We start from the raw sequence: 16,063 nt of genomic DNA on the forward strand, positions 1-16,063 counted from the left end.
GCCCGGCGTGCCTCTTTTCCCAAGAAACAACGGAGACACGCCATGAGCCTTGAAGCGCTCAAGAACGAACTGCCCGATTATGCGAAGGACCTGAAGTTGAACCTGTCCAGCCTGGCGCGTGAAACGGTGCTCGACGATCAGAAGAAGTGGGGTGTGTTCCTCGCCTCGGCGCATGCTGTCGGCGTGCCATCCGTGGTGCGCGCCATGGAGGCGGAAGTGTCGGACAAGCTATCTGCGGAAGCCAAGTCCGGCGCGAAAGCAGCGGCCGCCATCATGGGCATGAACAATGTGTACTACAGGTTCGTGCACCTGGCTTCAGCAAAGGATTACAAGACCTTGCCGGCAAAGCTCCGGATGAATGTGATCGCCAATCCGGGCGTAGACAAGGCCGATTTTGAGCTCTGGTCACTTGCGGTTTCGGCAATCAATGGCTGCGGCATGTGCATCGACAGCCACGAAGCTGAACTGCGCAAGCATGGCGTGTCCGCCGAACAAGTCCAGGCGGCGGTCCGGATCGCTTCGACCATCAATGCGGTTGCTGCGGTGCTGGATGCAGAATCTGCAATCGCAGCCTGACCGGCGATCGCATAAGTGAATCTGAAGGGCGTCCCTCGGGGCGCCCTTTTCGTATCTGCAACAAAACTGTCACAAACGTGGACAATCCGGCTTCCCGCTGGAATTCAACCATTTCGCCTCATGCACGATTGATTTTGACTTCCTTAATATTGTCCGTATAGTCACAAATTATGGGTCAATTTTATAGCATAAGCCATACCACGGATGCGCCAATGCGCGATTGGCATGATGGCGGCGAAGCCGCGAATTCACGGCACTTTTTCTCGCGCAAGACGATGCGTTTCGCCAATGCCTATCGCGACGTGAAATGGCGCCGCCTTGGCGTGCAAGCCCTGATCTCGCTGATCCTGATGTCGGCGCCGCTTTCCTCCTGGCTGGGAGAGCTGGGATCTCTGTCCCTGCTCATCGGCGCCGGCCTCGGTGGTCTTACCGGCTATGTCGCCCTGGCAAAGCTATTGGATGCCGCACGCCGTCATTGACGCCATTCTCCGCTCGCCTAGTCTGCCGATCGACTAACGAACCGGCGGGGAGGCCGTGCTCATGTTCAATTGGTGGTTCGGCATAACGCTGTGGAAGCGTGTGCTCGGTGCGCTTGTTCTGGGTGTCGGTTTCGGCCTGTTGGTCCAGCAAGCGATGGGCGATGGGGCGGAGGCCTTCCTCGAAGCCTATATTCAGCCCTTCGGCGACATTTTCATCGCGCTCATCCGCATGATGATCGTGCCGCTGATTTTCACCACCCTGGTTGCCGGTGTTGTCGCGATGAAACAGCCGGCAAAGCTCGGCACGCTGGGTGTGATGACGATCGGCCTATATTTGATCACGACCTTCTTCGCGAATGTCATCGGGCTTGTCTTCGGGACCGTCATGCGGCCGGGCTCGGGCGCGAGCGAGTCGCTCGCGGGTGCAACGCCGGAGGCCATTTCGCAAGAACGGCCGAGTGGGTGGGACCAGATTCTCGACATCATCCAGAACCCGGCCGCTGCGATGGCCGAGGCGAATATTTTGGCGATCATTTTTTTCGCCGTGCTTTTCGGTGTCGGCATATTGCTGGCTGGCGACAAGGGCGACGCCGTCGGAAGGTTTTTCGAAAGCGCTTCGGAAGCGGTCTTGAAGGTGACCGCCATCGTCATGGAAACGGCGCCTTTCGGTGTCTTTGCGTTGATCGCGTATACGACCGTGGCCTATGGTATTGAGGCCTTCCAATCGATTTTCTGGCTGGTTCTGACGGTCTATCTGGGTCTGCTGACCCACATGTTGCTGGTCTATGGCGGGCTTATCAAGATTGTGCTGCGGTTGCCCCTGATCCGCTTTTTCCGCGGCATTTTCGACGCTCAGGCCGTGGCGTTTTCAACCTCGTCAAGCTCGGCGACCCTGCCGGTGACGATCACGAATGCTCGGCGGAATCTCGGTGTGAAAAAGGGCGTCGCCGCATCGGTGTTACCTTTGGGCGCCACCATCAACATGGACGGCACGGCACTCTATCTGGGCATTCTAGCCCTGTTTACCGCACAGGCTTTCGGCATCGACCTCACTTTCTCCAATTATGTGATGATTGCGGTGACGGCTGCCGTCGTTTCGATCGGCGCCGCGGGGATTCCATCGGCGTCGCTTTTCCTTCTCGCGACGGTGTTGAGCACGTTCGGCGCCTCGCCCGAACAGATTGCCCTGGTCGTGGGTTTCATCCTGCCGGTCGACCGGATCATGGATATGGGCCGCACAGTGGTGAATGTTACCGGCGATGCGGCGGTGGCGACCACGGTCGCAAAATGGGAAGGCGAGCTGGACGAAGAGGTCTTCCGCGATCCGGCCACGATCTAACCTGCCGCTGCTTATACGAAGAGGTTCCGGCTAATCTTGTGCTCCGGCCAGGTTCTGGCCGGTTCCTGATTATGCGCCACGTTCTGGCCGCATTTCCGCTACAATTTTGCAGTCATGGGTTGGGTCCGTTTTCTTCTGGCCGCCATGGCCTTGCCGATTGTCGTCGCAACTTTCTGGCTGGTTTTCGGCTGGCAGAGCGGCGGGGCGGGCGACTCGGATATGCCGGTTCTTGTTACCCAAGCGCCCAATTCCTGCGAGACTTTTCAGTCAAATGCGGTGGCTTTCACCTTGCAGGCCGAGCGCCGGATGGAGGCGGCGCCTGCGGAAGCTTATGCCGCGGCGAGCGATGCGTTTGTGGCCTCAGAGTTGGCGGCCGTCGTGTGTCCGCCGCAGGACTGGGCAGCTCCGAAACTCCGGACGCGGCCGCCTGAATTGCAGCAAGCGGCTTACCGCCGGCTAGCGACGGGTTCGATCCGCGACCTCACCGCGGCCTGTACGGCCATGCAGGACAGCTTTATCGGCGAGGCAGGAATCGAAGCCTTGCTTCGGGCGACCGGCCAGACAGGATATGCGGTGCGTCTGAAAGACCGTTCGGCCTCCTTTGTATGCCCCGACCGGGCCCGTTATCACATCGATCCGGGCCGGCCTGCGCTCGGCGGATCCGGGCCGGAAATACCCACGCGCTGGCCCGAGCGGTCCTTGAGCTGAACTAGAATTCCCGTCCGATATAGACGAACACGGTCTGATCGCCGTGCTGACCCCGCCCATAACCGATAAAGGCCGGTCCGATGAGGGTGTTCACCGCGGCATATCCGGTCAGCGAGGACGTGTGTCCGAAATAGACATCCGTGCCACCGAGGTCCAGCGTGTATTCGGCATATTCGGCCAGCAGGCCGACCCAGATCGGGATCGCGCCGACAGCATCGGGCGATGTCAGGCGGCGATAGCCCTCGACCGCCACCATGTCGAACGAATTGACCGGCAGTTGGCGTTCGCCGATGGCAGTCAGGTTCCGGAATCCGCCGAGGAAGAATAACGCCTCCAGCGTCGAGCCTTCATCCTCGGAGCGCCCTGACTCGCCACGCACCATGCCGCCCCAGCGGCCCATGCCGAAGGCCTGCTCGCCGCGGAAATGGTAGCGCTCGAAGACGTCATCGAAGGGTTCGACATCAACGAGATCCGCGACCAGGCGCGCGTCGGCAATGACGGCGCGGCCCCCGGTCGGAAAGTCGGGATGATCCAGGGTGTCGAACTCGAACGTCAGACCCAGATCGGCGTTTTCGAGATCGATATCGCCGCCATCCTCCATCAGTTCGAAGGGCGTGTCATATTCACCATTCCGATAGCCGGCATCGACCGACAACCGGCCCCAGCGGCCGAAATCGCGGCCGATCTCGGCGCGGCCGAACAGGCGCGTGGTCCAGTATTCGTCGATCCGTATGCCGGCCAAATCGAGCGGAATCGGCGTGCCCAGATACCCTGCGCCCAGCTCGTAATAGAAGCGTCCGCCGCGGCCGAAGGGCTGCAGCCATGCGGCGCTGATCTCGATGTCGGAGCCGAGCGCGCCGTTCAGGGAAAACTGCGCGCCGGAGGCGTTCGCCGGCGCGCGGGTGTAGCGGGCCCGCAGCACGTAGCGCGAATCCTGATTGAAGGAGTTCGAAAGGGTGATGCCGGCCTGGAACAGGTTGCGGCCCAGCGGGCGCTCCGCCGTTCGCAGGGTGAGCGTGCCATCGGTTTCGAACCCGGCATCGATGGTGCCGAACGTATCGAGGCCCGCCACCTCGATCAGGCCTTCGCGAATATCCTCGCGGGTGACGGTATCGCCCGGCGAGATACCGAACCGGTCGGCGATCATGGCGTCGGAAACGATGGTCTCATTATCGATCCGCACGGCCGTGACGGTGCGGGCTCCGCCCGTGGCACGGGCCATGACAGGGTTCGGCCGGTCCAAGGGCGGCGCGGCGATCGCGGCAATCTCAGCCATGCGCGCGCGAAACGGTTCGGCGGCGATCATGCCGCTCTCGAAACCCTCGCCGGCGCGTTCGAAACTGCCGGTCGACAGACCCGAAAGATCCGGCCTTATCAAAATGTCGCGCTCGGTCAGCAGTTCGGCCTGCTCCGTGCGGTTGAGCCAGACCTGAACTTGCACGAGCTGTTGCGCGACTTGCACGACCGACGGGCTGGCCGGCGGTTCACCGGGTTCCACAGTGGTGTCGACCACGATGATGATGTCGGCGCCCATGTCACGCGCGACATCGACCGGCAGCTGCTTGGACATGCCGCCATCGATGAGGAGGCGGCCGTCAATCTCGCGCGGGTCGAACAGGCCGGGGACGGACATGGATGCCAGCATGGCTTCGACAATGTCGCCGTGATCAAGGATGACGGCCTGGCCGGTGCCGAGATCCGTTGCCACGGCGCGGTAGGGGATGGGCAGATCGTCGAAGTCAAAGGCCGGCGGCGCTTCGTCAAGAAGGTCCCGGTAAAAGCCCTGCAGGCCGCGCAGCGTGGTCACGCTGGACGGCAGGATCAGGCCGTTCTCGCCCCAACCTGCGATGTAATCCGAATAATATTCGTCCTGACGATCCTTTTCCCGGTAGGGCAGTTCCTCGCGGCCAAGCGTGTTGGTGATGAGCTGCGGCCAGTCGGCGGCTTCGAACTCGGTGCGCATTTCGCCGGGCGACCAGCCGGCAGCGTAAAGCCCGCCGACAACCGAGCCCATGGAGGTGCCGACAATGCAGTGGACCGGCACGCCTTCCTCTTCAAGCACCCGAATGACGCCGATATGCGTGTTGGCAAAGGCGCCGCCGCCGGACAGGACGAGGCCGATATCGGCCCCGTCGGTGTCATCATTGTCGCACGCCAGCGCGGCGGCAGACAGGCAGAGGCCGGCTGTAAGACCCGACAGGACGTGTTTCATGGCAGTCTCCCCTGGGCGCAGACTAACCCTTTGAGGCGGTTCAGGAAAACCGCAAAACCGGAGGTGGCGTGGAAAAAATGTGCGATTTTGATGTTTCACCTACTACTACGACTACTACTACTACGATCACTCCGGTTGACGAGCCGACGGTTTGGCCCGGGCGGGCGGAGGCCTGTCCGCCATCATACGGGCAGCGGGCGCTTCGGGGATAAGCTGTCCGCGACGCCATTGCGACCTTTCGCGTCCAACCCGATCCGCATAAGAAAGCGCAAGTCACATGTGCCGCCGAGATCGTCGCTGACCCCGGGTCTGAAAGTGCCGGATGTACGGGAGACCGTGGACTTCTATGTCGAGCGGCTTGCCTTCATGAATTCGCTCGGTTGGGAGGATGGTGGCGCGCTGATCTGGGCGGAGGTCGCGCGCGGCGACGCCCGGATCTGGTTTTTCCGTGACGCGCAGGACCGGGACAGTCCGACAAGCCTGACCGGATTTCTCTATATTTTCATGGACGATGTCGATGCGGAGGCGGACCGGACCAGACCCCATGTCGATGTTGTCTGGGGGCCGGAGGACATGGCTCACGGTCTGCGGGAAATCGGATTCGAGGATCTCAACGGCTACCGCCTCGTTTTCGCGAAGGATATGTGATGGCGACCGCATGGTATTCCGGAACGCCTTTGCCCTGGAAGCTTGGCCTGAAAGACGGGCAGGCGGCCTGTTTCGTTGATCTGCCTGAAAGTCTCCTTTGGCTGACGACGGCGGCGGAATTCGTGGATCTCACCGATACGCCCGAGCCGGGCGGCGAGGTGGATATGGTCCACCTTTTCGTAAAGTCGTGGGAGCAGTTGAATACCGCCTTGCCGGCCGCGCGGCTGGCGATCGCACAAGACGGCATGATTTGGGTGAGCTGGCCGAAGAAAGCCTCAAAGGTCGCGACCGATATGAGCGAGGATGCCGTTCGCGAGGCGGCTTTTCCGCTCGACCTGGTGGATGTGAAAGTCTGCGCTGTCGACGAGATCTGGTCCGGGCTGAAGCTGGTGATCCGGAAGGAAAAGCGGCGGCGCTAGCGAGGCGAGCGTTTCTCTTGGTGCAGGTTGTCACGGACGGCGAAGCGAGGGGGCGAGGCTGCCGGCGGCGCGCGTTCACCATGAGGTCTCGCTTTCCTCGTCCTGGCCTCTCCTCCCTCGTCCTGGCCTCTCCGCCCGCGTCATCCCCCGGCTTGTCCAGGGGATCCTTGCAAAGGCCAGTTCACCCCACCCCGCCGATCCTTCGGATCGCCGACCCTCCCCATCAAGGGGAGGGGAAAATTGCGTCGGCCCGACCTCATGGTGAGGTGCCCGGCGCCAGCCGGGCCTCGAACCACGCAGAGCGGTTGGCCTCCGATCCTTCGAGGCTCGCTGACGCTCGCACCTCAGGATGAGGTGACAGGGTGGCGTCATCCCTGCGATATCCGCTTTCGCTGGGCAGTGAACTCCGGCCTCTCTCGTCATCCCGGACGGGCGTGAGCCCGGTCCGGGACCTATGCCGGGATGTTGACGACACGGAATGGGTCCCGGGTTCACGCCTGCGGCGCGCCCCGGGATGACGAAGTGGAAACGGGGTTTTCGCCCCCGCACCATGAGGCAGACGTGCCTTTCCCTTGTTAGCGTCTTCCTCCGGCCGCGCTGGCGCGGACCGGAGGATCCCGAACACCTGGCGCTTTCAACCGAGGCCCTCCGGTCCCCCGCTTTCGTGAGGGCGGGCAAGCCGGAGGGAAGCGGAGTTTGGACCGGAATGCCGGCCTTTCACACCCCCTTTGTGCGAGGAGGGAGATGCCGTGCAACAGCCTAATTCAGTGCCGAGACATGCGTGTGCTGCAAGAGCAGAGTTCCGGATTCATCCGGGGCGATGACGAGCGAGACGCGCAGATTGTTTGGCACGCGTTGCCCGTCCGGCCGGATCATAACGCCTGAGAATATGGCCGCGATCGTGTGCACTTGGCCCACTGTCCAATATTGGCTGACGCTAGCCTCAAACTGAAATGCCGAACCGCCCTCGCAGAGGGATCTGAACTGATCGATTGCGTATGCTTTATCCGTGCCGAGCTGGCCGCGGACTCCGAAACCCGCCCAATGGCCGGCGGTGATCTCGTGGAGCAAGTCTGCGCTGCAGCGCTCGAAGACGTCTTCGAATTGCTCAAGCCGCTGGAGCGCTGACACTTGTTCGTTGGAGCCTTGCGCCCCTGCCGCAGGCGAAAGCCACGCACAGGTGATCAGCGCGGCCGCCAAGCCCCTAAGCATCGGGATCGACATTGGTTGATCGGCCTGAAAAAGGTTTGCCAAGCCATAGCGTGTGAATCAAAGCCACAATCGTCATGGCGGGGGCAGGCGCAGCAAAACCGGTCGGAATTTCTCCCTCCGCACCCCAGTCGAATGACATTTTCGCCGTGAATCCAAGCGCCAAAAGCCAGAAGATCAGAAGGGATGCCCTGGTTTCGGCAAACATTTTGTTGTCTCTTTTCATTGGTATATCCGCGGCAATGGAGACCAGCTTCTCACCACTTATGATTTAAGCCGGAAAGCGCGAAGCTATCAAGTTCGTTGGAGCCCAACGCTCCACAGCCACCGGCGACGGTACTTCACCGTGAGGCCTCTCCTCCCTCGTCATCCCGGGATGTTGACGACACGGAATGGGTCCCGGGTTCACGCCTGCGGCGCGCCCCGGGATGACGAAGTGGAAACGGAGTTTTCGCCCCCTCACCATGGGGCGGCCGTGCTTTTGCCTTTTCCGCTCGTCATCCCCCGGCTTGTCCGGGGGGATCTCCGCAAAGACCAGATCACCCCACCCCGCCGGTCCTGACGGATCGCCGACCCTCCCCATCAAGGGGAGGGGATAATTGCGTCGCCCCCACTTCATGGTGAGGTGCCGGGCGTCCGCTTACCAAAACGGCGCTTGCCCTCGTCATCCCCCGGTTTGTCCGGGGGATTCCTGCAAAGGCCAGATCACCCGGAACCGCGCTAGCGCGGCCGGGTGATGACGAGTTCAATACGGTTGCACAGCGCTTTATCCGGTCGGCAGGTGCTGTGTCTGCGAGCCCGGCGCCAAGCCCGGCGGCACCGCACCATGAGGTCCCTTCTCTCTCATCATCCCGGACGGGCGTGAGCCCGATCCGGGACCCATGCCGGCATTTTGACGACACGGAATGGGTCCCGGGTTCACGCCTGCGGCGCGCCCCGGGATGACGAAGTGGAAACGGGGTTTTCGCCCCCTCACCATGGGGCGGACGTGCTTTTGCCTTTTCTGCTCGTCATCCCCCGGCTTGTCCGGGGGATCTCCGCAAAGACCAGATCACCCCACCCCGCCGGTCCTGACGGATCGCCGACCCTCCCCATCAAGGGGAGGGGATAATTGCGTCGCCCCCACTTCATGGTGAGGTGCCGGGCGTCCGCTTACCAAAACGGCGCTTGCCCTCGTCATCCCCCGGCTGGTCCGGGGGATCTCCGCAAAGACCAGATCACCTCACCCCGCCGGTCCTGACGGATCGCCGGCCCTCGCCATCAAGGGGAGGGGAAATTGCGTCCCTCCACCTCATGGCGAGGCGGCCGGCGCCAGCCGGGCCTCGCACCACGCAGAGCGGTTGGCCTCCGATCCTTCGAGGCTCGCTGACGCTCGCACCTCAGGACGAGGTATGCGCGTTGCGGCATATACAATGGCGGGAATGGGCAGGGCGTCATCCCTGCGATACCCGCTTTCGCTGGGAAGTGAATTCGGGCCCCACCTCGTCATCATTGTGATCGCGGTGAGGGACGCGCAGTCCGCCCCATTTGATTCGGAGCCAAAAGACCTGCCCGTACAGCACGATAATCTACTTTGAAAATCAAAGTAATTGTGGTAATCAATTGACGAAGCAGGCCAGCCGGGAGCCGCACACATGACCTTCGAACCGCTCATTGAGGCGTCGCTTGCCATTCAAATCCACTTCTACACCGTGGTCCCGGCCTTTGTGCTGGGCACGGTCCAGATGGTTCTGCCGAAAGGCACGGTGGTCCATCGCTGGAATGGGTACATCTACATGGCGCTGATGATGGTCACCGCGACGGCGGCCGCCTTCATTCCCAGCTTCATGGGCCGTGGCGATGCGCTCATTGGCGGGCATTTCGGATATATCCACCTCTTCGTCGTTCTGACCTATGTCACCGTTCCCCTGGCGCTCTGGAGCGCAAGGCGCGGCGATGTCCGCGGCCATCGCGGCGCGATGATCGGTCTTTATATCGGCGGCATTCTGATTGCGGGCGGACTTGCCTTCATGCCGGGCCGCATCCTGCACGAAACGGTGTTCGGTCCTGTTTGAGCCCGTCCTGCGCCGGTGTGCCGCAGGCGGTCGACTTCCCCGCGGAGCGCTTTACATTCCCGAGCCGAAACACCGGACGAGTTGAGGGATTTCTCATGGTCGAACTGGCCCTGCCACGCGGATCCAAGCCCCAGAAGGGCAAGACCTGGCCGAAACCCGAAGGCGCAAAGAATACCCGCACTTTCAAGGTCTACCGCTATGACCCTGAAGAAGGCGGAAATCCGCGCTGGGACATCTATACGATCGACACCGACGATTGCGGCCCGATGGTTCTCGACGCGCTGTTCTGGATCAAGAACAATGTCGATTCGACGCTGGCTTTCCGGCGGTCGTGCCGCGAGGGAGTTTGCGGTTCGTGCGCGATGAATATCGGCGGCCGCAATACTATTGCCTGCACCAAGGGCATGGACGAGGTGAAGGGTGACATCCTGATCGCGCCCCTGCCGCACCAGCCGGTGGTCCGCGACCTGATCCCCGATCTGACGGATTTCTACGCGCAGCACGCTTTCGTGCAGCCCTATCTACAGACCAAGACGGCCGCGCCGGAAAAGGAATGGCGCCAGTCCGAGGAGGACCGGTCGAAGGTCGACGGGTTGTATGAGTGCATCATGTGCGCGTCGTGCTCGACGGCGTGTCCGTCCTATTGGTGGAATTCGGACAAGTATCTGGGTCCGGCGGCGCTCTTGCAGGCCTATCGCTGGATCGCCGACAGCCGCGACGAGATGACGGGCGAACGGCTGGACGATCTCGAAGATCCGTTCAAGCTTTATCGCTGCCATACGATCATGAACTGCGCCCAGGTCTGCCCGAAAGGGCTGAACCCCGCCAAGGCGATCGCCGAAATCAAGCAGTTGATGGTCGAGCGCGAAGCCTAGCGGGCAGGCGATGACGTTCGGACCCGCGAGCCTGTTTGCGGCGGCGGGTGCCGTATTATTCATCGTACTGGCGCTGCTGACGATGCTACAGCCCGGCCGCAACCGGCTTCGCCGCGCCCTGTTTGCGGTCTTTCTCGTCCTGTTCAGCTTGCCGCTTGCCAACATCGTCATTGCCGACAGCGGGCTGGCGCTGATTGAACCGCGGCTTTTGTTCATCGGCAATACGCTGGGCCTGGCAGCCGCGCCGGTGCTCTATCTGTTTGCGCGGTCTCTGGCCGTGGCGGGATTCGCGTTGCGCCCCGCCGCAGTGCTGCATTTCCTGCCACTCTTGATCATTGCCGGGCTGGTGGCCTGGCAGTTTCACCTCCAGCCCGAGGCGGTCCGGATCGCGGTCGCGACCGGGCAGGCCAGCGGCAGCTGGCTCGACGCACCGGGTTTCGTGCTGGTGATCTTCGCCTATCCGCTGGTCTATTTGTCGCTCACCCTGCTGTTGGCCTGGCGCTATGAGAAAGGTGCGCAAGCGACGCGTTCGGCCAGTGACGGGCGGGAATTGCGCTGGCTGGCCGTTTCGCTGACCGGCCTCTTCGGCAGCGCGGTTCTCAGCCTCGCGCACTATGCCGTGGTGCATATCTGGCCGGTCGCCGGCCTGTCATGGCTTTTAATGGCGCTGTTGATGGCCGGCAGTCTGGCGCTTGGCGTCTATTTCATCCTGTCGGCCTTTCGCAGCCTGGACACGGCGGTGCCGCTGGATTCGGGTGCGCTGTCGCCTGAAAAATATGGCGAGCACCGGTTGGAGGACGCCCAGCTGACCGAGCTGACGGCCGCGCTCGAGGCGCACATGGCGGCGGTGCGTCCCCATCTTGAGCCGGAGCTGACGCTGGAGGCGCTGGCCCGCGAGCTGCCGATGACCGGTCGGGAATTGTCGCAGGTGATCAACCGGGCGCACGGCCTGTCCTTCTACGAGTTCGTGGCGCGCTGGCGGGTGCGCGAAGCAAAGGACCGCCTGCGGGAGGATCCGGGCCTGTCCATCACCATGGCGATGCATGACAGCGGGTTTTCCTCGAAATCCTCCTTCGCCAAGGCTTTCCGGCGCGAGACCGGGTTGACGCCCTCGGCCTGGCGGGCCGAACGTTCGCATACGCGTCCGCGAACGACATAGGCGCGCAAAACAGGCAGACCGCACCCCTCTTCCGGAGGTGCTATCATGCTTGTTGTCGAGAATGGAATTGTCCGCGCGGAACCGGCGCGCCATCGCCGGGCGCTCCGCCTGACCGGCTTTTTTGCGCTCGCCTTTCTCCTGTCCTGGACGGGCGCCGGCGCTGTGCTGGTGCAATCGCACGCCGCGGCGGGCGCAGACTGGGCCGTGGATCTGTGGTCTCCGGGCCTCGCGCCACTGACCCTGCTGATGCTGTTCGGGCCATTGGCAGCGGCCATCCTCGCAATCATCTGGAATTACGGGCCGGGCGGGCTCTGGCGATTTCTGAAACGGGCCTTCCACGTCGACGTCCACCCCGCGCTGTGGCTGGGTGTGCTGGCGCTGCCGGCGCTCATCGCCGCGGCGGTCTGGCCGCTGTCCGGATTGACGGAGGATACGGCCAGCGCCCCCGCGCTGTGGCCGGCCGTGCTGGTCAGTGCCGGACAGATCGGCCTATTCTACCTGGTCTTCAATACCGAGGAGATCGCCTGGCGCGGCTATGCGCTGCCGCAATTGCAAGCGCGGCTGTCGCCACTGAGCGCCAATGCGGTGCTGACGCTGGTCTGGCTGGTGTTTCACCTGCCGCTGTTTGCCATGCCCAGCGGGCATCCGGCCGGTTATGGCCTGTTGCCATTCATCGCGATGGTCGTGCCGATCGGCTTCCTCATGGGCGCCCTGTTCAACCGTGCCGCGGGCAGCGTGCTGGTCGTGCATGTCTTGCACCAGGGCTTTAATGCGTGGGGCGAAGCCTGGCAGATTTTCCCGGTGTTCAGCGGCTCATCGCTGCAGATCTGGATATTCGTCGGGCTATTGTGGATTCCGGGGCTTGTAGCGATCGCCTGGCTGGCGTCGCGGCGGCGGGGCTAGCCGCGCTGCCAGGCGAGGGCCTCACACCGTTCGCGGATGATCGCCGTGGCGGCGGCCTCATCCTCGGGCAGTGATTTCGGATCGATCGGCTCACCGAACCGCAGCGGGTAGTGTGCGCCCTTCTTGCCGATAAAGCCCTGAAAGACCGTCATGTCCTTCAGCTCGGTGTGGATCTGGGCGAGCGCGTAATACAAGACCGGCATGCGCTGACGGACACCGAGCGGGATGATCGGCTGGCCAAACCGGCGCGCAAAGCTGACGGCGGTCGGCATCCAGGGCTTCTCGACCAGTTTCCAGCTTTTCCAGTTCCATTCCGCCATGCGGCCGGCCGGGAAGATCACCACGCAGCGCCCGGACTTGAAGGCTTCGAGGGCAGCGCGCAGCGTTTCGCGGGCGTTCTCGCGGCTGCGATGGTTTTGCCGCCATTCGACCGGGATGATGAGGTCTGACAGGCCGGGGCTGACGCGCAGTGCGTCGCGATTGGCGAAAAAGCAGACATCGGGGCGGTGTTCGCGCAGCGCGTCCCAGACCGCGACACCGTCGGCGATGCCGCCGGGATGGTTGGCGATGATCACACAGCCGCCGGATTCCGGGACGACTTCGAGGTTTTCGGGCACCGGCCGCAGATAGAGATAATCGCTGACCCATCGCAGCGTGTCGCTGCCGGAGCGCCCGGCAATGGCATCCGCTATCGCGACGGCCTTCCGGTAGCCCAGCGCCGGGAAGCCGACCGTCTTAATCGCCGACCAGACGCGTTCGCGCTGGCGCAGCTTGGGCGCGCGCTCCTCGATCAGCCGGTCGACAATGTGCCGGCTCATATCGTTATCCGGCGGCTCATAGGCATAGTCCATCTCGCACAGATCACTCCGGCCCGCAAAAAGGTGCAAGCGGCACCCGCATTAACCTGTTGGCAAGCTTTGGCACTCGCCTTGCGGGGGAATGTTCCAGTCTTAACGCACTGTTCACGATTGGAACGCTTATGGCCGCCATTGATACCGCGCAGTCCCCGTCACTGTTGTCGCGTCTGACCGCGCCGATCCGCAAGATTCAGCGCCGGGCGCTGCGCCGCCGCGGGCCGCTGGACGTGGCGCTTGAGGACTTTCTCGGCGACAGCGCTCAGCCGGGCGACAAGGTGTTGCTGCTGGGGGAAGACGGCGCGACGGCGGCAGCCTTTCTGGACCGCGGCGCGTTCGTCAATCTGGTGGCCGATGCGGGCGCGGCCGACCGGGTTGAGTCGATCTGTCAGCTGCGTGGCTGCCCTGCAAACCGGTTGCGCCTGTTTCCAAGCGTCGGCGCGTCAATGGTTTCGGGGGAGGTGGATTCGGTGTGGCTGGCCAAGACGGCGTCGCTGGCCGTTCTGGCCGCGCATTACCGTCACGCCAAGGGCCGTGTCCGGTGTGGCGGTACGGTGTATCTCGACGGGCTGACGACGGCGCACGGCAAAACGCTGTTCAATCAGATGAGCCACGACATGGCGTGGCGCCTCGATGAAGTGATTGCGGGCGATGTCGCCGTCTTCCGGCGCACCGGCGGTTTCTGATTCGCGCCGAGACTGTCTGGCAAACCGTTGACTAGTAAGGCTGCTGACCCGGGCGTTGCGGCGGGCCCTGGCGCTGCGGGCGGATCGGCGCGCGGACACGGTCCGGACGCTGCAGCCGGTCGCTCCGGATGGCGTCGGCGCATTCTGCGCTGGGCCGGCCGATGGGCAGCGGTTCCGGCACGAAACGGGCGGCGTTCAACTCTGCGTCCGCCAATTGCTCGTCGGTCACAGCGTCACGGATTTCGAGAATGGTCTCGTCATCCATGCGCGTCAGGCCGAGTGAGATCTCGCGGACATTATTGGTGTAGAGCAGCGCCCAGTAGGCGGCGAGCGCATCATTGCCGATCGCGTGATAATGGCGGGCCAGAGCGGCCTGCGATGCGCCCCAGCCAGCCTCGCCCGAGCGGGTCAGATAATGCTCGCCGGTTTCGCGGTAGGTGTCGGCATTCTCGCCGCCCGCGCGCGCGACCTCCAGCGCTGTCGTGCCGGCATAATACCAGGCGACTTCATAGCCGCCGCCAAACTCGGCGGCACAGGCGAAAAAGTCGTGGGCTTCGGCGGCATCGCCGCGTTCCAGTGCTTGCAGGCCCCGCCCGTACGCGGCATCGCCACCGGCGCCGCCGCGGAAGGTGCTGTCATCATCGACGCTGCCGCAGGCGGCCAGGAGAATGGAAGCGGCGAGGATCGGAAGTGCGTGTTTCATGGCGCGCATATTCACCTCACCAACCGGACGGGCGCAAGCCATAAGTCTGTGGTGAATCGTGCTGGCCGGGCGGGCGCGTCAGGGAGACAGGCCTTCGCAAAAAGGACCGGTTGGGAAAGGGCGGGGATCGGGGACATCCTTTCCCTTGCAGCCACCCGGCCAGCACATAAGCAACGCGGCTGCGTTTCATAATCCGTCGCAAACATGATGTTTGACGCTGCAAAACACTTCACGTCATAAGACGGCCATGCCGCACGATCATGCGCTCCACGATGCCGGGCCCGGCCGTCTCGCTCCGAAAGAGGCGCGCCGCATCACCGGGCAGGCCACCGCTTTCTCGGTTTCGGTCGCGACCATATTGGTGGTGACCAAGCTGGCGGCCTGGTGGATGTCGGGATCGGTAGCGATTCTGGCGTCACTCGCCGATTCGGCGCTCGATCTGGTGGCGTCGCTGATCACCTTCTTCGCGATCCGGTTCGCCGCCGAGCCTGCGGACCGCGAGCACCGGTTCGGGCATGGCAAGGCGGAGGCCTTCGCCAGCTTCCTGCAGTCGCTGTTTGTGGCCCTGTCCGCCGGTCTCTTGTTGCGCGAAGCCTGGCAACACTATGTCGAGCCGCGCGAGATCACCAATGGCGGCTGGGCGATCGGCGTGATGGTGCTGTCCATTGTGCTGACGGCCGGCCTGATCTGGTTCCAGACGCGGGCGGTGAAGAAAACCGGATCGGTGGCGGTGGCCGGCGACCGCGCCCACTATACGGCCGACCTGGCCTCGAATCTGGCGGTCATTGCCGGCGTTGCGGCGGCGACATTCCTGGCGCTGCCCGTGGCCGACCCCATCGTCGGCGCCGCGGTGGCGCTCTGGCTGTTCTGGTCGGCCTGGCAGGTGGCGCGCGGCGCCCTCGATCACCTGCTCGACCGCGAATTGCCGGATGCCGAGCGCGCGAAAATCCAGGCGATCGCCGAAGACGATGACCGGATTATCGACGTGCACCAGTTGCGGACCCGGGCGGCAGGGCCGCTGATCCATATCCAGCTGCACATGGGTCTCGATCCGAAACTGACGCTGGAAGCGGCGCACGAAATCGTCGTCGCCGCGGAGCGCCGCCTGCAGGCCGAGTATCCGGCCGCCGACATCATCATCCATCCCGATCCGCATGGAAAAGCCGAACCGCACGGGCTCGCCTTCCTGCAGGCGGAAAAGGATGATGAAGCGGTCAAAGACGCTTAATCCCGGCGCGA

17 protein-coding genes are annotated in these 16,063 nt (G+C 63.2%); 12 read left to right on the forward strand and 5 right to left on the reverse strand.

The window, feature by feature from the left end:
* Positions 1 to 42 precede the first annotated feature (42 nt).
* From ACO08C_RS08295 to ACO08C_RS08310, 4 genes are all read left to right on the forward strand, one after another.
* Positions 43 to 576: a carboxymuconolactone decarboxylase family protein gene (locus ACO08C_RS08295; protein WP_421784804.1), complete on the forward strand. Its 534-nt coding sequence runs from the start codon at positions 43 to 45 to the stop codon at positions 574 to 576.
* 212 nt (positions 577 to 788) lie between these two features.
* A complete protein-coding gene (locus ACO08C_RS08300; protein ID WP_421784806.1) occupies positions 789 to 1,055 on the forward strand; it encodes a hypothetical protein in 267 nt (88 codons plus the stop codon).
* A 61-nt stretch (positions 1,056 to 1,116) separates the two neighbouring features.
* The gene (locus tag ACO08C_RS08305; protein WP_421784807.1) at positions 1,117 to 2,394 is read left to right on the forward strand and encodes a dicarboxylate/amino acid:cation symporter; all 1,278 of its coding nucleotides are present in this window, start codon (positions 1,117 to 1,119) and stop codon (positions 2,392 to 2,394) included.
* Between the two features lie 114 nt (positions 2,395 to 2,508).
* On the forward strand, positions 2,509 to 3,102 hold the full coding sequence (locus ACO08C_RS08310) for a hypothetical protein (protein ID WP_421784808.1): 594 nt from the start codon (positions 2,509 to 2,511) through the stop codon (positions 3,100 to 3,102).
* Between the two features lies 1 nt (position 3,103).
* On the opposite strand, the gene ACO08C_RS08315 is transcribed toward ACO08C_RS08310, so the two are convergent.
* The gene (locus ACO08C_RS08315; RefSeq protein WP_421784810.1) at positions 3,104 to 5,314 is read right to left on the reverse strand and encodes a patatin-like phospholipase family protein; all 2,211 of its coding nucleotides are present in this window, start codon (positions 5,312 to 5,314) and stop codon (positions 3,104 to 3,106) included.
* Between the two features lie 315 nt (positions 5,315 to 5,629).
* Between ACO08C_RS08315 and ACO08C_RS08320 the strand changes: the two genes are divergently transcribed.
* Entirely contained in the window at positions 5,630 to 5,962 is a 333-nt protein-coding gene (locus ACO08C_RS08320; RefSeq protein ID WP_421784812.1) for a VOC family protein, read from the forward strand.
* Complete coding sequence (locus tag ACO08C_RS08325; protein WP_421784813.1) at positions 5,962 to 6,381, forward strand: DUF3052 domain-containing protein; 420 nt, start codon at positions 5,962 to 5,964, stop codon at positions 6,379 to 6,381. Before ACO08C_RS08320 ends, ACO08C_RS08325 begins: the two co-directional genes overlap by 1 nt.
* 759 nt (positions 6,382 to 7,140) lie before the next feature.
* On the opposite strand, the gene ACO08C_RS08330 is transcribed toward ACO08C_RS08325, so the two are convergent.
* Together ACO08C_RS08330 and ACO08C_RS08335 are read right to left on the reverse strand one after the other, a co-directional pair.
* On the reverse strand, positions 7,141 to 7,605 hold the full coding sequence (locus ACO08C_RS08330) for a hypothetical protein (protein WP_421784815.1): 465 nt from the start codon (positions 7,603 to 7,605) through the stop codon (positions 7,141 to 7,143).
* A complete protein-coding gene (locus ACO08C_RS08335) occupies positions 7,586 to 7,798 on the reverse strand; it encodes a hypothetical protein (RefSeq protein WP_421784817.1) in 213 nt (70 codons plus the stop codon). Before ACO08C_RS08335 ends, ACO08C_RS08330 begins: the two co-directional genes overlap by 20 nt.
* 1,426 nt (positions 7,799 to 9,224) lie before the next feature.
* Between ACO08C_RS08335 and ACO08C_RS08340 the strand changes: the two genes are divergently transcribed.
* From ACO08C_RS08340 to ACO08C_RS08355, 4 genes are all read left to right on the forward strand, one after another.
* A complete protein-coding gene (locus tag ACO08C_RS08340) occupies positions 9,225 to 9,644 on the forward strand; it encodes a DUF2306 domain-containing protein (protein ID WP_421784819.1) in 420 nt (139 codons plus the stop codon).
* Between the two features lie 95 nt (positions 9,645 to 9,739).
* Positions 9,740 to 10,519, forward strand: a complete 780-nt coding sequence (locus ACO08C_RS08345; RefSeq protein ID WP_421784821.1) for a succinate dehydrogenase iron-sulfur subunit — start codon at positions 9,740 to 9,742, stop codon at positions 10,517 to 10,519.
* A 10-nt stretch (positions 10,520 to 10,529) separates the two neighbouring features.
* Positions 10,530 to 11,678, forward strand: a complete 1,149-nt coding sequence (locus tag ACO08C_RS08350; protein ID WP_421784822.1) for a helix-turn-helix domain-containing protein — start codon at positions 10,530 to 10,532, stop codon at positions 11,676 to 11,678.
* A 45-nt stretch (positions 11,679 to 11,723) separates the two neighbouring features.
* Positions 11,724 to 12,581 carry a type II CAAX prenyl endopeptidase Rce1 family protein gene (locus tag ACO08C_RS08355; protein ID WP_421784824.1) on the forward strand — a complete coding sequence of 286 codons (858 nt, stop codon included), beginning with the start codon at positions 11,724 to 11,726 and terminating at the stop codon, positions 12,579 to 12,581.
* On the opposite strand, the gene ACO08C_RS08360 is transcribed toward ACO08C_RS08355, so the two are convergent.
* A complete protein-coding gene (locus ACO08C_RS08360) occupies positions 12,578 to 13,399 on the reverse strand; it encodes a 1-acyl-sn-glycerol-3-phosphate acyltransferase (protein ID WP_421784826.1) in 822 nt (273 codons plus the stop codon). The two genes, ACO08C_RS08355 and ACO08C_RS08360, sit on opposite strands and share 4 nt — an antisense overlap.
* Before the next feature lie 161 nt (positions 13,400 to 13,560).
* On the opposite strand from ACO08C_RS08360, the gene ACO08C_RS08365 reads away from it, so the two are divergent.
* The gene (locus ACO08C_RS08365) at positions 13,561 to 14,121 is read left to right on the forward strand and encodes a hypothetical protein (protein WP_421784828.1); all 561 of its coding nucleotides are present in this window, start codon (positions 13,561 to 13,563) and stop codon (positions 14,119 to 14,121) included.
* A 31-nt stretch (positions 14,122 to 14,152) separates the two neighbouring features.
* Here the strand turns inward: ACO08C_RS08365 and ACO08C_RS08370 are convergent, their stop codons facing one another.
* Positions 14,153 to 14,824 (reverse strand): hypothetical protein, encoded by a 672-nt coding sequence (locus ACO08C_RS08370; RefSeq protein ID WP_421784829.1) that lies wholly within the window; start codon positions 14,822 to 14,824, stop codon positions 14,153 to 14,155.
* Positions 14,825 to 15,071: 247 nt separating this feature from the next.
* On the opposite strand from ACO08C_RS08370, the gene ACO08C_RS08375 reads away from it, so the two are divergent.
* The gene (locus tag ACO08C_RS08375) at positions 15,072 to 16,052 is read left to right on the forward strand and encodes a cation diffusion facilitator family transporter (protein ID WP_421784830.1); all 981 of its coding nucleotides are present in this window, start codon (positions 15,072 to 15,074) and stop codon (positions 16,050 to 16,052) included.
* The last annotated feature ends 11 nt before the right edge of the window (positions 16,053 to 16,063 follow it).

Origin of the sequence: Hyphobacterium sp. (assembly GCF_965229905.1) — a bacterium.
Classification (GTDB): domain Bacteria; phylum Pseudomonadota; class Alphaproteobacteria; order Caulobacterales; family Maricaulaceae; genus Hyphobacterium.